At 64.0% G+C, this 14,798-nt stretch carries 13 protein-coding genes; 11 read left to right on the forward strand and 2 right to left on the reverse strand.

Going from position 1 to position 14,798, the window contains the following annotated elements:
• The first annotated feature begins 83 nt into the window (after positions 1 to 83).
• From tgt to BTW08_RS15540, 5 genes are all read left to right on the forward strand, one after another.
• Positions 84 to 1,202, forward strand: coding sequence for a tRNA guanosine(34) transglycosylase Tgt (gene tgt, locus BTW08_RS15520; RefSeq protein ID WP_075563433.1), 1,119 nt, complete (start codon positions 84 to 86; stop codon positions 1,200 to 1,202).
• 111 nt (positions 1,203 to 1,313) lie between these two features.
• Entirely contained in the window at positions 1,314 to 1,646 is a 333-nt protein-coding gene (yajC, locus tag BTW08_RS15525; RefSeq protein ID WP_075563434.1) for a preprotein translocase subunit YajC, read from the forward strand.
• A gap of 104 nt (positions 1,647 to 1,750) precedes the next feature.
• Positions 1,751 to 3,598, forward strand: a complete 1,848-nt coding sequence (gene secD / locus BTW08_RS15530; RefSeq protein ID WP_075563435.1) for a protein translocase subunit SecD — start codon at positions 1,751 to 1,753, stop codon at positions 3,596 to 3,598.
• Between the two features lie 3 nt (positions 3,599 to 3,601).
• Positions 3,602 to 4,516 (forward strand): protein translocase subunit SecF, encoded by a 915-nt coding sequence (secF, locus tag BTW08_RS15535; RefSeq protein WP_075563436.1) that lies wholly within the window; start codon positions 3,602 to 3,604, stop codon positions 4,514 to 4,516.
• A 165-nt stretch (positions 4,517 to 4,681) separates the two neighbouring features.
• On the forward strand, positions 4,682 to 5,893 hold the full coding sequence (locus tag BTW08_RS15540) for an AI-2E family transporter (RefSeq protein ID WP_075563437.1): 1,212 nt from the start codon (positions 4,682 to 4,684) through the stop codon (positions 5,891 to 5,893).
• Between the two features lie 30 nt (positions 5,894 to 5,923).
• On the opposite strand, the gene BTW08_RS15545 is transcribed toward BTW08_RS15540, so the two are convergent.
• A complete protein-coding gene (locus tag BTW08_RS15545) occupies positions 5,924 to 7,369 on the reverse strand; it encodes a sigma 54-interacting transcriptional regulator (RefSeq protein ID WP_075563438.1) in 1,446 nt (481 codons plus the stop codon).
• Between the two features lie 357 nt (positions 7,370 to 7,726).
• Between BTW08_RS15545 and speB the strand changes: the two genes are divergently transcribed.
• The 5 genes from speB to BTW08_RS15570 all read left to right on the forward strand — a co-directional run bounded on the left by speB (position 7,727) and on the right by BTW08_RS15570 (position 13,108).
• The gene (gene speB / locus BTW08_RS15550) at positions 7,727 to 8,683 is read left to right on the forward strand and encodes an agmatinase (RefSeq protein WP_075563439.1); all 957 of its coding nucleotides are present in this window, start codon (positions 7,727 to 7,729) and stop codon (positions 8,681 to 8,683) included.
• Between the two features lie 70 nt (positions 8,684 to 8,753).
• Entirely contained in the window at positions 8,754 to 10,088 is a 1,335-nt protein-coding gene (locus tag BTW08_RS15555; protein ID WP_075563440.1) for a cytosine permease, read from the forward strand.
• Between the two features lie 5 nt (positions 10,089 to 10,093).
• Positions 10,094 to 10,876 carry a nitrilase-related carbon-nitrogen hydrolase gene (locus tag BTW08_RS15560; RefSeq protein WP_075563441.1) on the forward strand — a complete coding sequence of 261 codons (783 nt, stop codon included), beginning with the start codon at positions 10,094 to 10,096 and terminating at the stop codon, positions 10,874 to 10,876.
• Entirely contained in the window at positions 10,873 to 11,616 is a 744-nt protein-coding gene (locus BTW08_RS15565) for an MBL fold metallo-hydrolase (RefSeq protein ID WP_075563442.1), read from the forward strand. The genes BTW08_RS15560 and BTW08_RS15565 overlap by 4 nt, the downstream gene beginning before the upstream one ends.
• A 10-nt stretch (positions 11,617 to 11,626) precedes the next feature.
• Positions 11,627 to 13,108, forward strand: a complete 1,482-nt coding sequence (locus BTW08_RS15570; protein ID WP_075563443.1) for an aldehyde dehydrogenase family protein — start codon at positions 11,627 to 11,629, stop codon at positions 13,106 to 13,108.
• A gap of 57 nt (positions 13,109 to 13,165) precedes the next feature.
• Here BTW08_RS15570 and BTW08_RS15575 read toward each other — a convergent pair whose 3' ends face one another.
• Positions 13,166 to 13,960 (reverse strand): inositol monophosphatase family protein, encoded by a 795-nt coding sequence (locus BTW08_RS15575; RefSeq protein WP_075563444.1) that lies wholly within the window; start codon positions 13,958 to 13,960, stop codon positions 13,166 to 13,168.
• Between the two features lie 155 nt (positions 13,961 to 14,115).
• Between BTW08_RS15575 and BTW08_RS15580 the strand changes: the two genes are divergently transcribed.
• On the forward strand, positions 14,116 to 14,798 hold a 683-nt coding region (locus tag BTW08_RS15580), incomplete at its 3' end, for an RNA methyltransferase (protein WP_075563445.1).

Raw genomic sequence — 14,798 nt, forward strand, 5'->3', positions numbered from 1 at the left:
GGCGCGTTGACAGACAAACGCTTTGCGCGCGGCTTCGGGCGCGTTGAATAAAGAAGAGAGACACCATGCGAGACGAATGCTTCATGAAATTCGAGCGGCTGGGCCAGCAAGGGCGTGCCCGTCGCGGCCGGCTGACCTTTCCGCGCGGCACGGTGGAAACGCCGGCCTTCATGCCGGTAGGGACCTACGGCACGGTCAAGGGCATGACGCCCAAGGATGTCGAGGCGATCGGCGCCGAGATCATTCTCGGCAACACCTTTCACCTGTGGCTGCGCCCCGGCACCGAGGTGATCGAGGCCCACGGCGATCTGCATGACTTCTCCCAATGGCACAAACCGATCCTGACCGACTCCGGCGGTTTCCAGGTGTTCTCGCTGGGCGCCATGCGCAAGATCACCGAGCAGGGCGTACATTTCCGCTCGCCGGTGGACGGTGCCAAGGTGTTCATGGGGCCGGAAGAGTCGATGGCGGTGCAGCGCTCGCTGGGCTCGGACGTAGTGATGATCTTCGACGAATGCACGCCCTACCCGGCCAGCGAGGCCGAGGCGCAGAAGTCGATGGAGCTGTCGCTGCGCTGGGCGGCCCGCTCCCGCGCCGCGCATGGCGATTCACCGTCGGCGCTGTTCGGCATCGTGCAGGGCGGTATGTACCCCGAGCTGCGCAAACGCTCGCTCGAAGGCCTGCTCGATATCGGCTTCGATGGCCTGGCGATCGGCGGGCTGTCGGTGGGCGAACCCAAGGAGGAGATGATCCGCGTGCTGGATTATCTGCCGAGCTGGATGCCGGAAGACAAGCCGCGCTATCTGATGGGCGTCGGCAAGCCGGAGGATCTGGTCGAGGGCGTACGCCGCGGTATCGACATGTTCGACTGCGTGATGCCGACCCGTAACGCCCGCAACGGCCATCTGTTCACCGCCGACGGCACGGTCAAGATTCGTAACGCCGTGCATCGTCACGATACCAACCCGCTGGAAGCCGACTGCGCTTGCTACACCTGTCAGCACTTTTCTCGCGGCTATCTACATCACCTGGACCGGTGCGGCGAAATGCTCGGTTCGATGCTCAACACGGTGCACAATCTGCGCTACTACCAGCGCCTGATGGCGGGTTTGCGCGGCGCTATCGAAGCGGGTACATTGGCCGACTTCGTAGCACAATTCTATCGGCGACGCGGACTGTCCGTGCCGCCCGAGGCCGATTGAGACGATTCGAACGGTCCTCGGTAGTCGCCCGGTACGCCGTATCGTCAGCTTCACCCAGGCAACCTTTTCATTACACAGCCGTTTCATTACACAACCTTCGGAGATACATCCATGCTGGACTTTTTCATCCCTGCGGCTCACGCCCAGGATGCGGGCGGCCCTGGCGGTGGTGGTATTGCCCAGATCATCATGCTGGTCGGTTTCGTGTTGATCTTCTACTTCCTGCTGTGGCGTCCGCAATCCAAGCGCGCCAAGGAGCACAAGAAGCTGGTCACCAACCTGTCCAAGGGTGATGAAATCGTGATCGGTGGCGGGCTGCTCGGCCGCATTACCGACGTGACCGATGACTTCATCAGCATGGAGATTGCCGAGGGCACCATCGTCAGCGTTCAGAAGAGCGCCGTGGCCTCCGTCCTCCCCAAAGGCACGTTGAAGTCGCTGTAACTCTCCTGGCTGCCGATGTTCCCATCGGCAGCCGTCTCTTTCCGCGACACTCTTCGCACGACGGTCATCGCCCGATCGTCATTGATTGAAAGGACAGGGCTTCCATGCTCAATCGTTACCCCCTGTGGAAGTATCTGCTGATACTGATCGTCTGTATTGTCGGCGTCATCTACGCGTTACCCAATCTTTACCCCCAGGACCCCGCCGTCCAGATCAGCACCACCAACGGTTCTCTCGGCAGTCAGCAGCTCGACCGAGTCACCCAGGCATTGACCGACGACGACATTCAGGTCAAGTCGGCAGCAATGACCGGCAACAACACCGCCCTGATTCGGCTCGACGATGCCGAACAGCAGCTTCCCGCCCGCGATGTGGTCGACAAGGCGCTCGACGACAAGTACACCGTGGCACTCAACCTGGCCGATTCCACCCCGTCCTGGTTGACCAGTCTTTCCGCGGCGCCGATGAAACTCGGTCTCGATCTCCGCGGCGGCGTGCACTTCCTGCTCGAAGTCGACATGGACGCCGCGGTCGAACAGCGTCTCAAGGCCACGGCCAGCGCCATTCGCGCCGACCTGCGCGACGAGCGCATCCGTTATCGCGGCACCGATGTCGACGACAACGCCCTGCATCTCGAGTTCGCCAACAGCGAAGACCGTGACGCCGCCCGCGATCAGATCAGCCAGACCTTCAGCGAGTTCCAGCTGGAAGACCGTGACGAAGGCCGCCGTGCCTATCTCGACATGACCCTGACCGAACAGTCGATCAAGGACATTCAGGATTACGCGGTCCAGCAGAACCTGACCACCATCCGCAATCGCGTCAACGAGCTCGGCGTGTCCGAACCGCTGGTCCAGCGTCAGGGGCCCAGCCGTATCGTGGTCGAGCTGCCCGGCGTGCAGGACACCGCCGAGGCCAAGCGTATCGTCGGCGCCACCGCCAACCTCGAGTTCCGTCTCGAGGCTCGCCCGGACACGCCGGACGCCGAGACCGAAACGTTCCCGTTTCGCAACGGCTCACAGCGCACGGCAACCCTGTCGCGCGACGTGATCATCACCGGGGACCGGGTCTCCAGCGCCAGCCAGGGCTTCGATCAGAACGGCCGACCGCAGGTCAACATCAACCTCGATGGCACCGGCGGTTCGCTAATGAACCAGGCAACCCGTACCAACATCGGTCGCAACATGGCGGTGCTGTACATCGATCACAGCACGGACACGCGCACCGTGACCAAGGATGGCAAGCAGGTCGAGGAGCGTATTCCCACCACCAGCCGCAGCATCATCAGCCTGGCGACGGTGCAGAGCGCACTGAGCAACCGTTTCCGCATCACCGGTCTGGATTCCCCGACCGAGGCCAGCGAACTGGCGCTGCTGTTGCGCTCCGGCTCGCTCGCGGCGCCGATCTACTTCGTCCAGGAACGCACCATCGGGCCTAGCCTGGGCGCCCAGAACATCGAGCGTGGCATCTTCTCGGTGCTGGTCGGTGGTCTGCTGGTCGTGGCGTTCATGCTGATTCGCTACAAGGCATTCGGGGTCATCGCCAACGTGGCGCTGGCGGTCAATCTGGTATTGCTGATCGCCGCCATGTCGGTGTTGGGCGCCACGCTGACGCTGCCCGGTATCGCCGGGATCGTGCTGACGCTGGGGATGGCGGTGGATGCCAACGTATTGATCTACGAACGCATACGCGAGGAGCTCAGGCAGAAGACGCTGCCGCAGCAGGCGATCCACGCAGGCTATGGCCGTGCCTTCACCTCGATCGTCGATGCCAACCTCACCACGCTGCTGGTGGCTGTCGTGCTGTTCTCGATCGGCACCGGCCCGATCAAGGGCTTCGCCGTAACGCTGTCGCTCGGCATCCTGACGTCGATGTTCACCGGCATCATGGTGTCGCGTGCCCTCGTCAACCTCTCCATCGGCGGCAAGCCGTTGAAGAAACTCTGGATCTAGGAGATGCGAGCAATGCGCCAATTCGACTTCATGGGCAAGCGCCGCATCGCCTTTATCGTCTCGATCGCACTCACGATCGTGTCGGTGGCGGCACTCGCCCTGCTCAACCTCAATCTCGGGCTCGACTTCACCGGCGGCACCGTCGTCGAGCTCCACTACGCCGCGGCACCGTCGCTTGACGATATCCGCTCGCTGCTGGCCAATAGCGGTTTCGAGAACTTCTCGGTACAGACCTTTGGCGCCACGGATGAAATTCTGGTGCGCCTGCAGCAGACCTTCAGCAATGACGTGGGCAACCAGGTCGTTTCGGCCCTGAGTAGCGGCAACGCCTCGATCGAACTGGTTCGCGCCGAATTCGTCGGAGCCCAGGTCGGCGATCAGCTGCGTGACCAGAGCGGTCTGGGCATGCTGGTGGCACTGGCCGGCGTGGCGATCTACGTCGCCTTCCGCTTCCAGTACAAGTTCGCGCTGTGCGCGATCATCTCGCTGGGACACGACGTGCTGATCGTGCTGGGCCTGTTCGCGCTGTTCCAGTGGGAATTCGACCTGACGGTACTGGCGGGGATCATGGCGGTCATCGGCTACTCGCTGAACGACACCATCATCGTCTACGACCGGATTCGCGAGAATATCCGGCTGTCACGCAGCGAAGATCTGGCACAGATCTTCAACGAAGCGATCAACCAGACGTTGTCGCGAACGTTGGCGACGTCCGGTACCACGTTGCTTGTGCTATTCGCGCTGTTCTTCCTCGGCGGCGACATGATCCACAACTTCGCGATCTCGCTGATCCTGGGGATCGTGGCCGGCACGTTCTCTTCGGTCTACGTCGCCGCGGCACTGCTGATCGTGTTCAGGCTGGAGCGTCAGGATCTGATCCCGGTGAAGAAAGGCGAGGTCGTCGACGACACGCCGTAGCCTTCACGTCGCATCAGTGACTTCGGGGCTCCTCGCACGGCGAGGGGCCTTTTTTGTGGCCGTCGCTCATCGCCCGGCTGGGGTATGATGGCTGGCTGCCGATGGGCATGCCGTTCGATTTCGTCCGGACTAACCGGTTTCATTCGTCGCTTTCACGAGTCCTTCATGGCCCCAATCTTTGCCGACAGCAGCGTCGCCCGCTGGCTTCTGGTGCTGGTGATGGTCGCCGGTGTCTACTTCTTCATCGATTTCCTGATCCCCGTGCTGGCCGCCCTGATCATCTGCCTCGCCAGCTGGCCGCTCTATCGCCGACTACTGGCGAGCTGCGGGCAGCGCAAGACGCTCGCCGCCAGCATCGCGCTGGGCCTGATCATCCTGTGCCTGGTGATTCCCATGGTGCTGGCCTCTACTTACGCCTTCCAGGAACTGAAGGGATGGGTCGGCTGGCTGATGGTCGCCAACCAGCACGGCATCCCGCCGCCGGCCTGGGTCGGACATCTGCCGGGCGTGGGGAATTGGCTGGCCGTACAGTGGCAGGATTATCTGGCCGAGCCTCACGCCCCGGAGTACCTGATTCAGCTGGTGGGCGGCGAGCATATCGGCAATATCTCGCGCTGGGTGCTGGCTCTGGGAAGCAACGCGCTGCATCTGGCACTGACGCTACTGTTCATGCTGATCACGCTGTTCTTTCTCTACAAGGACGGCGCCGGCATGGCCCGTCAGCTGGATATCGTCGGCGAGCGTGTGCTGCCTGCGCGCTGGCAGCGTTTTTCGCGCGTGGTGCCGGCGACGGTCAGTTCGACGGTGATGGGCATGGGCCTGATCGCGCTCGGCGAAGGGTTGGTGCTCGGCACCGCCTACTGGATCGCCGGCATTCAATCGCCGGTGGTGCTCGGTGTGATTACCGCCTTCATGGCCCTGGTACCCGGTGGCGCGCCGCTGACGTTCACGCTGGTGTCGCTCTATCTGCTGGCGACCGGGCATATGATCAATGGCGTCGGGCTCTTCATCTGGGGCGCGTTCGAGCTCTTCATCGGCGACAAGACATTGCGCCCGCGGCTGGTTGGCGGCCCGATCAAGCTGCCCTTCCTGCCAACCTTCTTCGGTCTGATCGGCGGCGTGAAGACGATGGGGATCGTAGGGCTGTTCGTCGGCCCGGTGTTGATGGCGCTGCTGGTCGCCAGCTGGCGAGAGTGGCTGCATGACGACGACGCGCCGGATGCGCCGTCGGAGGCCGAGCGCTGGGGCTATGGCAGACGCAAGCCGATCGCACAGTCCAGCGGCGGCGATCAAGCCTCATCTTCGGATGAGGCATCGCGGGACGTCAGCGCCATGGCGAGCACGAACATGGACACCAACGTCGATATCAGCCGTTGAGCCATTGCGGCTAACGTTCGATCAGCGCGCCTAGCGTTCGAGCCGAAGGTGATGGCGCTTGAGCTTGCGGACCACGCTGGGCTGGCTGATGCCGAGACGTGCGGCCAGAGCATAGGTCGTGCGATGCGTCGCCACCAGCGCCTCCAGAATGCGGCGCTCGTGAGCGGCCATGGCCGCCTTGAGCCCCTGCTCCGGGGCGAGCACAGCGTTCATCGCCGGGTCTCCCTCCACCTCGCTCTCGACACCCGCCGAGTCGTTGGGCGTGATGGCGGCGTCCGCCAGATTCGATGCCGGCGCCCCCACGACGTTGCCTTCCGCCGATAGCCAGGCTCGTTCGAGCCAGTTTTCCAGCTCCCGGATATTGCCCGGCCAGTCATTGCTCATCAGCTCCGCCCAGGCACCGGGATGCAGCACCTTATCCTGACCGTAGCGACGATTGAGCTGCTCGAGGTGGCGCTCGGCCAACCCGCGGATATCCTCGCGCCGGTCGCGCAGCGGCGGCAAGGTCACCGGAATCACGTTGAGCCGGTAGTAGAGATCGAGACGGAAGGTACCCTCCTCGACCCGTTTGATAAGATCCTGATTGGTCGCCACCACCAGGCGAAAATCGACCTGACGCGACTGGGTATCGCCCAGGCGCATCAACGAACCGTCCTGAATCACCTTGAGCAGCTTCGACTGCATCGACAGCGGCAGCTCGCCGATCTCGTCCAGAAACAGCGTGCCGCCGTGAGCCTGTTCGAGCAGCCCCGCCTTGCCCTGGCGCGACGCGCCGCTGAAGGCACCGGGTTGATAGCCGAACATCTCCGACTCGAACAGCGACTCCGGAATCGCCGCGCAATTGACGTCGACGAAGTCACCTTCGCACCGTCGGCTCCAACGATGCAGCTGCCGCGCGAAGGCCGTCTTGCCGACGCCCGATTCCCCCAGCATCAAGACGGTGGCGTCGGTTGGCGCGCTGCGCTTCAGCAGATGGACCATCTCGCGCATGATTCGGCTCTTTACCACCAGCTCGCCAACGGCGGCTTCCTCGTCTCCGGCGGGTTCATGATGGCGCTTGAGATGCTCGGCAAATCGGCGCTGGAGAAGCGCATATTCGTCCTGCAGCAGTTGTAGGTCGGTGAGATCCCGCGATCGACTGATCACGCGAATCAGCTCGCCGTTGGCGTAGACCGGAAACGCTTCGGCGATCACCTGGCGGCCGGTACCCGTACGCTGCATGATTTGCGCGGGCTGCCCGCTGCGAATGACCTCGAGCGATACCGAGGGTGACAGCACCCCGCTGGCCTGCAGCGCCTGGACGGTCGTGGCGCGGAGTTCATCTCGGCGCAGGCCGTAGACCGCGACACTGCCCGGACTCACATCCAGAATATGGCCGTCGCTGTCGACGATGAACAGATGGTCCTGAGCCGTCTGGACCAGCGTCTCCAGCGTCAGCTGAGCCGCAGCGTCTTCCGTTTTCGTCGAATCCGTCATCCCTGCACCTTTTATCGGACGCACCTGTCGTCCGCTGGACCTTTCAGCGGCCGCACCTTTCATCGGCTGAACCTCTCACCAGCCGCACCTCTCACCAGCCGCACCTTTCACCAGCCGCGCCTCTCATTATCGAAACTGGCATCAACCAAGGCCATGGAGAATCGGCATGATGAATCCGCTGTCGATGCATTGTCGAATCATTAATCCATAAAAGTATCATTCAGACCCGCGCAATGATTCATTAATGAATCAAAAGGCTTGCAGCATCGCGACATATCAGTCACTTACCGATTGGCATGATTCCTGCTGGTGTTTACTCGGCAATCACCACTGACAACCACAACACCCAGGATTCCCATGACCGACCGACCGCCATACAACCAGCCGCTCGGCGGCAACGAGATGCCCCGCTTCGGCGGGCCAGCCACGATGATGCGGCTGCCGACGCAGAAGAGCGCTGAAGGACTCGATGCCTGCTTCGTCGGCATTCCGATGGATATCGGCACCTCCAATCGTCCGGGCACACGCTTCGGACCCCGCCAGATCCGCGATGAATCCCGGATGCTGCGACCCTTCAACATGGCGACCCGTGCCGCGCCGTTCGAAAGCCTGCAGGTCGCCGACATCGGCGATGTGCCAATCAATACCTTCGACCTCAAGAAGAGCGTCGACATCATCGAGCGTTACTACGACGAGCTGCTGACCCACGACGTCATCCCGCTGACCCTGGGCGGCGACCATACCCTGTCGCTGCCGATCCTGCGCGCCATGGCGAAAAAGCACGGCCCGGTGGGGCTGATCCACGTCGACGCCCACGCCGATATCAACGAGCACATGTTCGGTGAAGCCATCGCTCACGGCACGCCGTTCCGGCGCGCGGTCGAGGAAGGTCTGCTCGACTGCCATCGCGTCGCCCAGATCGGCCTGCGCGGCACGGGTTACTCCCCCGAGGAGTTCGACTGGGGCCGTCAGCAGGGATTCCGGGTAGAGCCGGCAGAAGCGTGCTGGCACAAGAGCCTGACACCGCTGATGGCGGAGATCCGCGAGAAGGTTCAGGGCGGCCCGGTCTATGTAACCTTCGATATCGACAGCCTCGACCCCGCTTATGCGCCGGGTACCGGAACCGTGGAGATCGGTGGCCTGACCATCCCCCAGGCGCTGGAGATCATCCGCGGCGCCCATGGCCTCGATATCGTCGGCTGCGACCTGGTCGAGGTCTCGCCACCCTACGACGCGCACGGCCAGACCGCCGTGGTCGCCGCCAACCTGCTGTTCGAGATGCTATGCATTCTACCCGGCGTTAAACGGCGCTGACTCAAATCAAAGGTTTGCTTTCTATCCAATTTTAATAACTTAAATACAAACAATTATTAAGGATAAAGATATGACTTTCTTCAACCGCCTGCTCGGTCAGGACACCCTCGACGACCACCAGCACAAGAGCCTCGGGGCGTTCGGCACTGTCGCCCTGTGGCTCGGCGCCAACGTCGTGGTCACCACCATCCTCACCGGCATGCTCCTGGTGCCCGACCTGCCCTTCACGACCGCCATGGGCAGCGTGCTGATCGGCTCGTTGATCGGCGCCATTCCGCTCCTGCTGGTCGGCCTGATGGGCCAGCGCACCGGCCTGCCCTCCATGGCGTTGACCCGGCGCGCGTACGGCCCGCTCGGCAGCCGGCTGATATCGCTGGTCAACATGGGGGTACTGATCGCCTGGAGCTGGATCCAGGCCCTGCTCGCCGGCATGAGTCTCGACTACGCCATCCAGGCGACCACCGGTTACTCCAACCTGCCCTTGATGACCATCCTCTGCGAGACCGTGGTGGTCCTCATCGTGCTGCGTGGCCACCTGGGCATCGAGCGGGTCGAACGCTGGGCGGCGATGGCCATGGTGGCACTGGCCGCCGTGGTGCTCTACCAGCTGAACCTCCACTACGATGTCTCGACCCTGCTGGACATGCCGGTCGAGGCGCGTAACGGCATCACCCTGGGCATCGCCTTCGACATCGTCATCGCCACCGCCTTCTCTTGGATCTCGTCCTCGGCGGATTACAATCGCAACTGCAAGAGCGGCGCCATCGCCGTCTGGGGCACCTACCTTGGCTACGTGATGGCCGCCATGATCGCCATGGGCCTGGGCGCCGCCGTTTCCGGGCTGTCGGTCCTCAACGGTATGCAGCAGACCTACGATCCGACCCGGCTGCTCTCCGGTTTCGGCTTCGGCCTGCCCGCGGCCCTGGTCATCTTCTTCTCCGTGATGACCACCAATGTCATGGCCGTCTACAGCGCCACCCTGTCCTGCATGAACGTGTCGCCCGGCATGGCCTTCTGGAAGCCAGCGCTGATCATCGGGGTCATGACCGTCTTCGGCGCCCTGATTCCCGGCATCCTGGACCAGTTCCAGAACTTTCTGCTATTGATAGGCGCGCTGTTCATCCCGGCCTTCTCGGTGATCATCGTCGATTACTACCTGGTCGGTCGCGAGGGTTACAGCCCCGAACTGCTCAAGGCGCGTCACCAGCTGGGACGCCCCACCGCGCCGGTGGCAATCGGTGCCTACGTGATCGGCGCCGGGCTGGCCGCCTACTGGTCGCTGGTCGCGCCGCTGGCCTTCGGCGCCTCGCTGCCGGTCTTCATCATCACCGGCGGCCTCTACTGGCTCGGCGCCATGCTGTTGACCAAGTCTCGCGCGAACGCTTCACAGACCGCAGGAGAGTGACACCGATGAGACTGATGCTGGCGCAAACCGACCCCGTGTACGGCGACGTGGCCGCCAACCTGGCGTCTCTTGCGCGCCAGTGTCAGCAGGCAGCGGCGGCCGGCGCGGACCTGTTGGTCCTCCCCGAGCTCGCCCTGAGCGGCTACAACATCTTCGAGCGACTGGAGGAACTCGCCGAGCCGGTGGGCGGCCCGATCGCCCAGCGGGTCGCCGAGCTCGCCGCCAAGTACGAGCTATTCCTGCTCTTCGGCCTGGTCGAGCGGCAAGCCGACGGACGCCTGACCAATTCCGCCGTGCTGATCGACGACCGGGGCGAGCGTATCGCCACCTACCACAAGCGCCAGCTGTGGGATCGCGAACATGCCTTTTTCACCGCCGGCGAGGACTGCTGCGTGGTGGATACGCGCCTCGGCCGACTCGGGCTGATGATCTGCTATGACAACGAGTTTCCCGAGGTAGCCAGGGCGCTCGCCACTCAGGGGGCTCAGGTCATCCTCTCGCCCACCGCCAACATGGTGCCCAATGCCGAGCGACAGGCGCTGCAGATTCGGGCCCGGGCCCTCGACAACCAATGCTTCGTCGCCTGCACCAACCGGGCCGGCGAGGAAGCCGAACTGCGTTATTGCGGCAACAGCCTGATAGCGGGACCGGATGGCGAGGTCCTGGGGCGCCTCGGTGACGCGGCGGGCAGCCTGGTGGTCGACATCGACCTGCGCCGCATCGACGCAAGCCGCGCCCACCAGGACTATCTTCAGGACCTCAGGCCGATGCCGGAGACAATCGCATGAGCCGTTTTTCGCTTCCTCGGGGCGATGCCGCGAGCTGGTATCGCACCACGTCGCTCAATGACGGGATCACGCATATCGACGAGCCCGCCATCAAGCCGTTCTACCGCTGCAATATCTGGCACGTGCGGGGCCGCGAGAGAGACTTGCTGGTGGACTTCGGGCTGGGTGCCGTGCCGCTGCGCCGCCAGGTCCCGCTGCTCAGCGAGCGTGACCTGATCGCGGTGGCGAGCCACACCCACTTCGATCATATCGGTAGCGCGCATGAGTTCGACTGCTGCCATGTGCACGCCGCCGAGGCCGGTATCCTGGCCGATCCGGACAACGCGCGTACCCTGGCCGACGCCTTTCTCGACGACGCCATGTTCGATGCCCTGCCGCCGGCCCCCTTCGAGCATCATCGCTACCGTATCGCCCCGCCGACGCGTATCGCTACGCTCGAGGACGGCGAAATCATCGACCTCGGCGACCGCCGTTTCGAGGTCATCCATACGCCGGGGCACTCCCCCGGCGGCATCGCGCTCTGGGAAGCCGTCAGCGGCATCCTGATCTCGGGCGATCTCATCTACGACGGGCCACTGATCGAGGATGTCTATCACAGTAACGCCCGCGATTACGCCGCCAGCATGCGCCGTCTGCGCGAATTGCCCGCGCGCGTCGTTCACGGCGGTCATTTTCCCAGTTTTTCCGGGGCACGCCTGCACGCCATGATCGATGACTGGCTGCGCGACCACGCCCTCTGAAGGAGCCACCATGCAAGCACTCGACCACCAATTCATCGATAACCGCTGGGTCGCGGGTCACGGCACTCGACGCCTGGCGGTGATGGACCCGTATCATGAGCGCCAGATCGCCGAGGTCACGGCCGGCGATGCCCGCGACGTCGAGGCAGCCGTCGAGGCGGCACGCCGTGCGCTGCCCGGATGGCATGCCCTGGGCGGCGAACGTCGCGGCGCCTATCTGACTGCGCTGGCCGACGCCCTGACGGCACGCCGCGAAGCCCTGATGGAGCTGTCCGCGACCAACAACGGCAAGGCGCTCGCCGAGGCCGGCATCGACCTCGACGACGCCATCGCCTGCTATCGCTACTACGCACGCCAGGCCGGCGACCTGGAAGCGCGTCAGGGACGCCGCATCACCCACGACATCGAGGGCGTCGACGCCCACTGCTACGAAGATCCCGCCGGAGTGATGGGCCTGATCACGCCGTGGAACTTCCCGCTGGTGACCAGCGCCTGGAAGATCGCGCCGGCCCTGGCGGCGGGCTGCACGGTGGTCTTCAAGCCCTCCGAGGTCACGCCGCTGCCGGAACAGGCCCTCGCCGAGATCGCCCTGGAGATCGCGTTGCCGCCGGGCGTGCTCAACCTGCTGCATGGCGATGGCGACGGCATCGGCATACCGCTGACGCATCATCGCGGCATCGACAAGCTGTCGTTCACCGGCAGCAACGCCGTGGGCGAGCGCGTCATGCAGGCCGCCGCCGAGGGGAGCCGCGGCGTGTCGCTGGAACTCGGCGGCAAGTCGCCGATCCTGGTACTCGAGGATGCCGAGGTCAAACAGGCCGCCGACTGGGTCATGGCCGGCATCTATTTCAACAGCGGGCAAATTTGCTCGGCGACCTCGCGGCTGATCGTGCACGAGACCCTGGCCGACGCGCTGTACGAGGCACTGGCCACGCGCATCGACGCCATACGCCTGGGCGATCCGCTGGGCGAGAACACCGACATGGGACCGATGACCAGCCAGCGTCAGCGCGATCGCGTCCGCGACTACCTGGCCGTCGCCGAGCGCGAGGGTCTGGATGCGGTGCGCGACGCCCGCCATCGCCAGTTGCCGTCGCAGGGCTATTTCATCGCTCCGACGCTGTATCGCGACGTGCCCACCGACAGCCGCCTGTGGTGCGAGGAGGTCTTCGGTCCAGTGCTGTGCGCACGCAGCGTCGCATCCGATGACGATGCCATCGCCCTGGCCAACGACAACGCGTTCGGCCTGGCCGCCACGGTCATCAGCGGCGATCCGCAACGCGCCCAGCGGGTCGGCCGTGCATTGCGCGCCGGCAACATCTGGTACAACAGCGAGCAGATCGTAATGCCCGAGGCCAGCTGGGGCGGCTTCGGACGCAGCGGCATCGGCCGCGAGCTCGGTCCCTGGGGGCTATCCGCCTATCTGGAAGTCAAGCACCTAATCGGGCCCGACGTAAGCCGCTACCCAACGCAAAGCGCCCTGCCGGGATAACCCGACAGGGCGCTTCGTTTCGTGGCGCGTTCGAGAACCAGTCGCTTGGCGGCTCGTCTAGACGCTGGCCTTGAGCTGCTGCGCCAGCGCCTTGTAGAGACGCGGGCCAGCAGCCATCAGACTGCCACCGTCTTCGACGCTGGGCGAGCCGTCGATGGCGCCGGTCAGCGCACCCGCCTCTTTCAGCAGCAAGGAGCCGACCAGACGGTCCTGCTCTTCCAGCCCCATCACGAACACGGCGTCGGCACGGCCCGAGGCAAACTCGATCATGTCGAGCAGCGCACAGCCGGTTCCGGTCAGCGTATCGATCTGCGGCCCCAGGCGTTCGACCACGGTCAGATACTGCGGCAGCCAGCGCGAGCGGCTGTCGAGCGCCGGCCAGGCCAGCGAGAGCCGAGCGCCCTCGACGCTGACCGTCTTGGAGACGCGCATGCGCTTGCCGTTACCCTGCGCACCGCGGCCACGGCTGATCAGGAATTCGTCATCGCTGAATGGCGACACGACCACCGCATGCTCCGGGCGCCCCTTGACCAGGCACACCATCGAGATCGCGAACTGGCGGTTCGCCACACCGAGATTGGACTCGCCGTGGATCGGCTCGATGTGCCACACGGTATCCTTGTCGGTGCCCTTGCCTTCGCGATAAGGCGTGTAGCGACCGGAAATCCCGTGCTGCGGATAACCGCGGGAGAGCTGATGAACGATCAGCGTTTCAGCGTTACGTGCCGTATCCTCGAGCAGATTGGCGGTTGCCTGCTCGTCGTGGTTGACCTCGAGACGGTCACGGATACGAACGAATTGCTCAGCGGCACTGCGAGCGGCGCGCAGCGCATATTGAACCATCGGATGCATGGATCTGGCCTTGGGGTGTCGGAGGCTGTTAAAGAACGCCGCGCAGTCTAGCAGAAGTCGGCCTTTCCAGTCATGCTAGACTACGCGTTTTCCCGCTTGCCCCAGCATTCGATCCGTACCCGATGCCTCTTTCACAGTGTCCCATGCCTCTTTCTATGCTCGACCGTATCCGTATCGTTCTCATCGGCACCAGCCATCCCGGTAATATCGGCGCCGCCACTCGCGCCATGCGCAACATGGGCCTCGAGGATCTCGCCCTGGTGACTCCCCGCTGCAACCCCAAGGATCTCGAGGCCTACTCGCGAGCTTCCGGGGCGACCACGCTGGTGGATAGCGCGCGACAATTCGACGCGCTCGAGGATGCCGTGGCCGACTGCACCCTGGTGGTGGGTGCGAGCGCTCGCTCGCGCCATCTGCCCTGGCCGATGGTCGGGCCCCGCGATCTGGCGGAGAGCCTGCCGAAGGCGCTGGAACCGGCCGAGGCCCGCGTCGCGCTGGTGTTCGGGCGTGAGGACACCGGCCTGACCAACGCCGAGCTGCAGCGCTGCCATCAGCACGTGCACATCCCGACCAACCCTGACTTCAGCTCGCTGAACCTGGCCGCTGCCGTGCAGGTGCTCGCCTACGAGTGCCGCCAGGCGTTTCTGGCCCTGGCAGACGCTTCATCGAGCGCCGCGTCCGCGCCGGAGCGCGAAGTTGACCAGCCTTTCGGCGTGACCTGGGACAACCCGCCGGCGACCCACGCCGATCTCGAACGCTTTTTCGTCCATCTCGAGCAAACGCTGACGGCGATCGAATTCCACGACCCCGACAATCCCCGCCAATTGATGGCACGTCT

Source organism: Salinicola sp. MH3R3-1 (genome assembly GCF_001937155.1).
GTDB lineage: Bacteria > Pseudomonadota > Gammaproteobacteria > Pseudomonadales > Halomonadaceae > Salinicola > Salinicola halophyticus.

What these genes read in the sequence shown, in the direction of transcription:
- BTW08_RS15555 (WP_075563440.1), top strand. Translation starts at nt 8,754, where the DNA reads ATGACTTTCTTCAACCGCCTGCTCGGTCAGGACACCCTCGACGACCAC.
- tgt (WP_075563433.1), top strand. Translation starts at nt 84, where the DNA reads ATGAAATTCGAGCGGCTGGGCCAGCAAGGGCGTGCCCGTCGCGGCCGG.
- BTW08_RS15560 (WP_075563441.1), top strand. Translation starts at nt 10,094, where the DNA reads ATGAGACTGATGCTGGCGCAAACCGACCCCGTGTACGGCGACGTGGCC.
- yajC (WP_075563434.1), top strand. Translation starts at nt 1,314, where the DNA reads ATGCTGGACTTTTTCATCCCTGCGGCTCACGCCCAGGATGCGGGCGGC.
- BTW08_RS15575 (WP_075563444.1), bottom strand. Translation starts at nt 13,960, where the DNA reads ATGCATCCGATGGTTCAATATGCGCTGCGCGCCGCTCGCAGTGCCGCT.
- BTW08_RS15565 (WP_075563442.1), top strand. Translation starts at nt 10,873, where the DNA reads ATGAGCCGTTTTTCGCTTCCTCGGGGCGATGCCGCGAGCTGGTATCGC.
- BTW08_RS15570 (WP_075563443.1), top strand. Translation starts at nt 11,627, where the DNA reads ATGCAAGCACTCGACCACCAATTCATCGATAACCGCTGGGTCGCGGGT.
- BTW08_RS15540 (WP_075563437.1), top strand. Translation starts at nt 4,682, where the DNA reads ATGGCCCCAATCTTTGCCGACAGCAGCGTCGCCCGCTGGCTTCTGGTG.
- secD (WP_075563435.1), top strand. Translation starts at nt 1,751, where the DNA reads ATGCTCAATCGTTACCCCCTGTGGAAGTATCTGCTGATACTGATCGTC.
- secF (WP_075563436.1), top strand. Translation starts at nt 3,602, where the DNA reads ATGCGAGCAATGCGCCAATTCGACTTCATGGGCAAGCGCCGCATCGCC.
- speB (WP_075563439.1), top strand. Translation starts at nt 7,727, where the DNA reads ATGACCGACCGACCGCCATACAACCAGCCGCTCGGCGGCAACGAGATG.
- BTW08_RS15545 (WP_075563438.1), bottom strand. Translation starts at nt 7,369, where the DNA reads ATGACGGATTCGACGAAAACGGAAGACGCTGCGGCTCAGCTGACGCTG.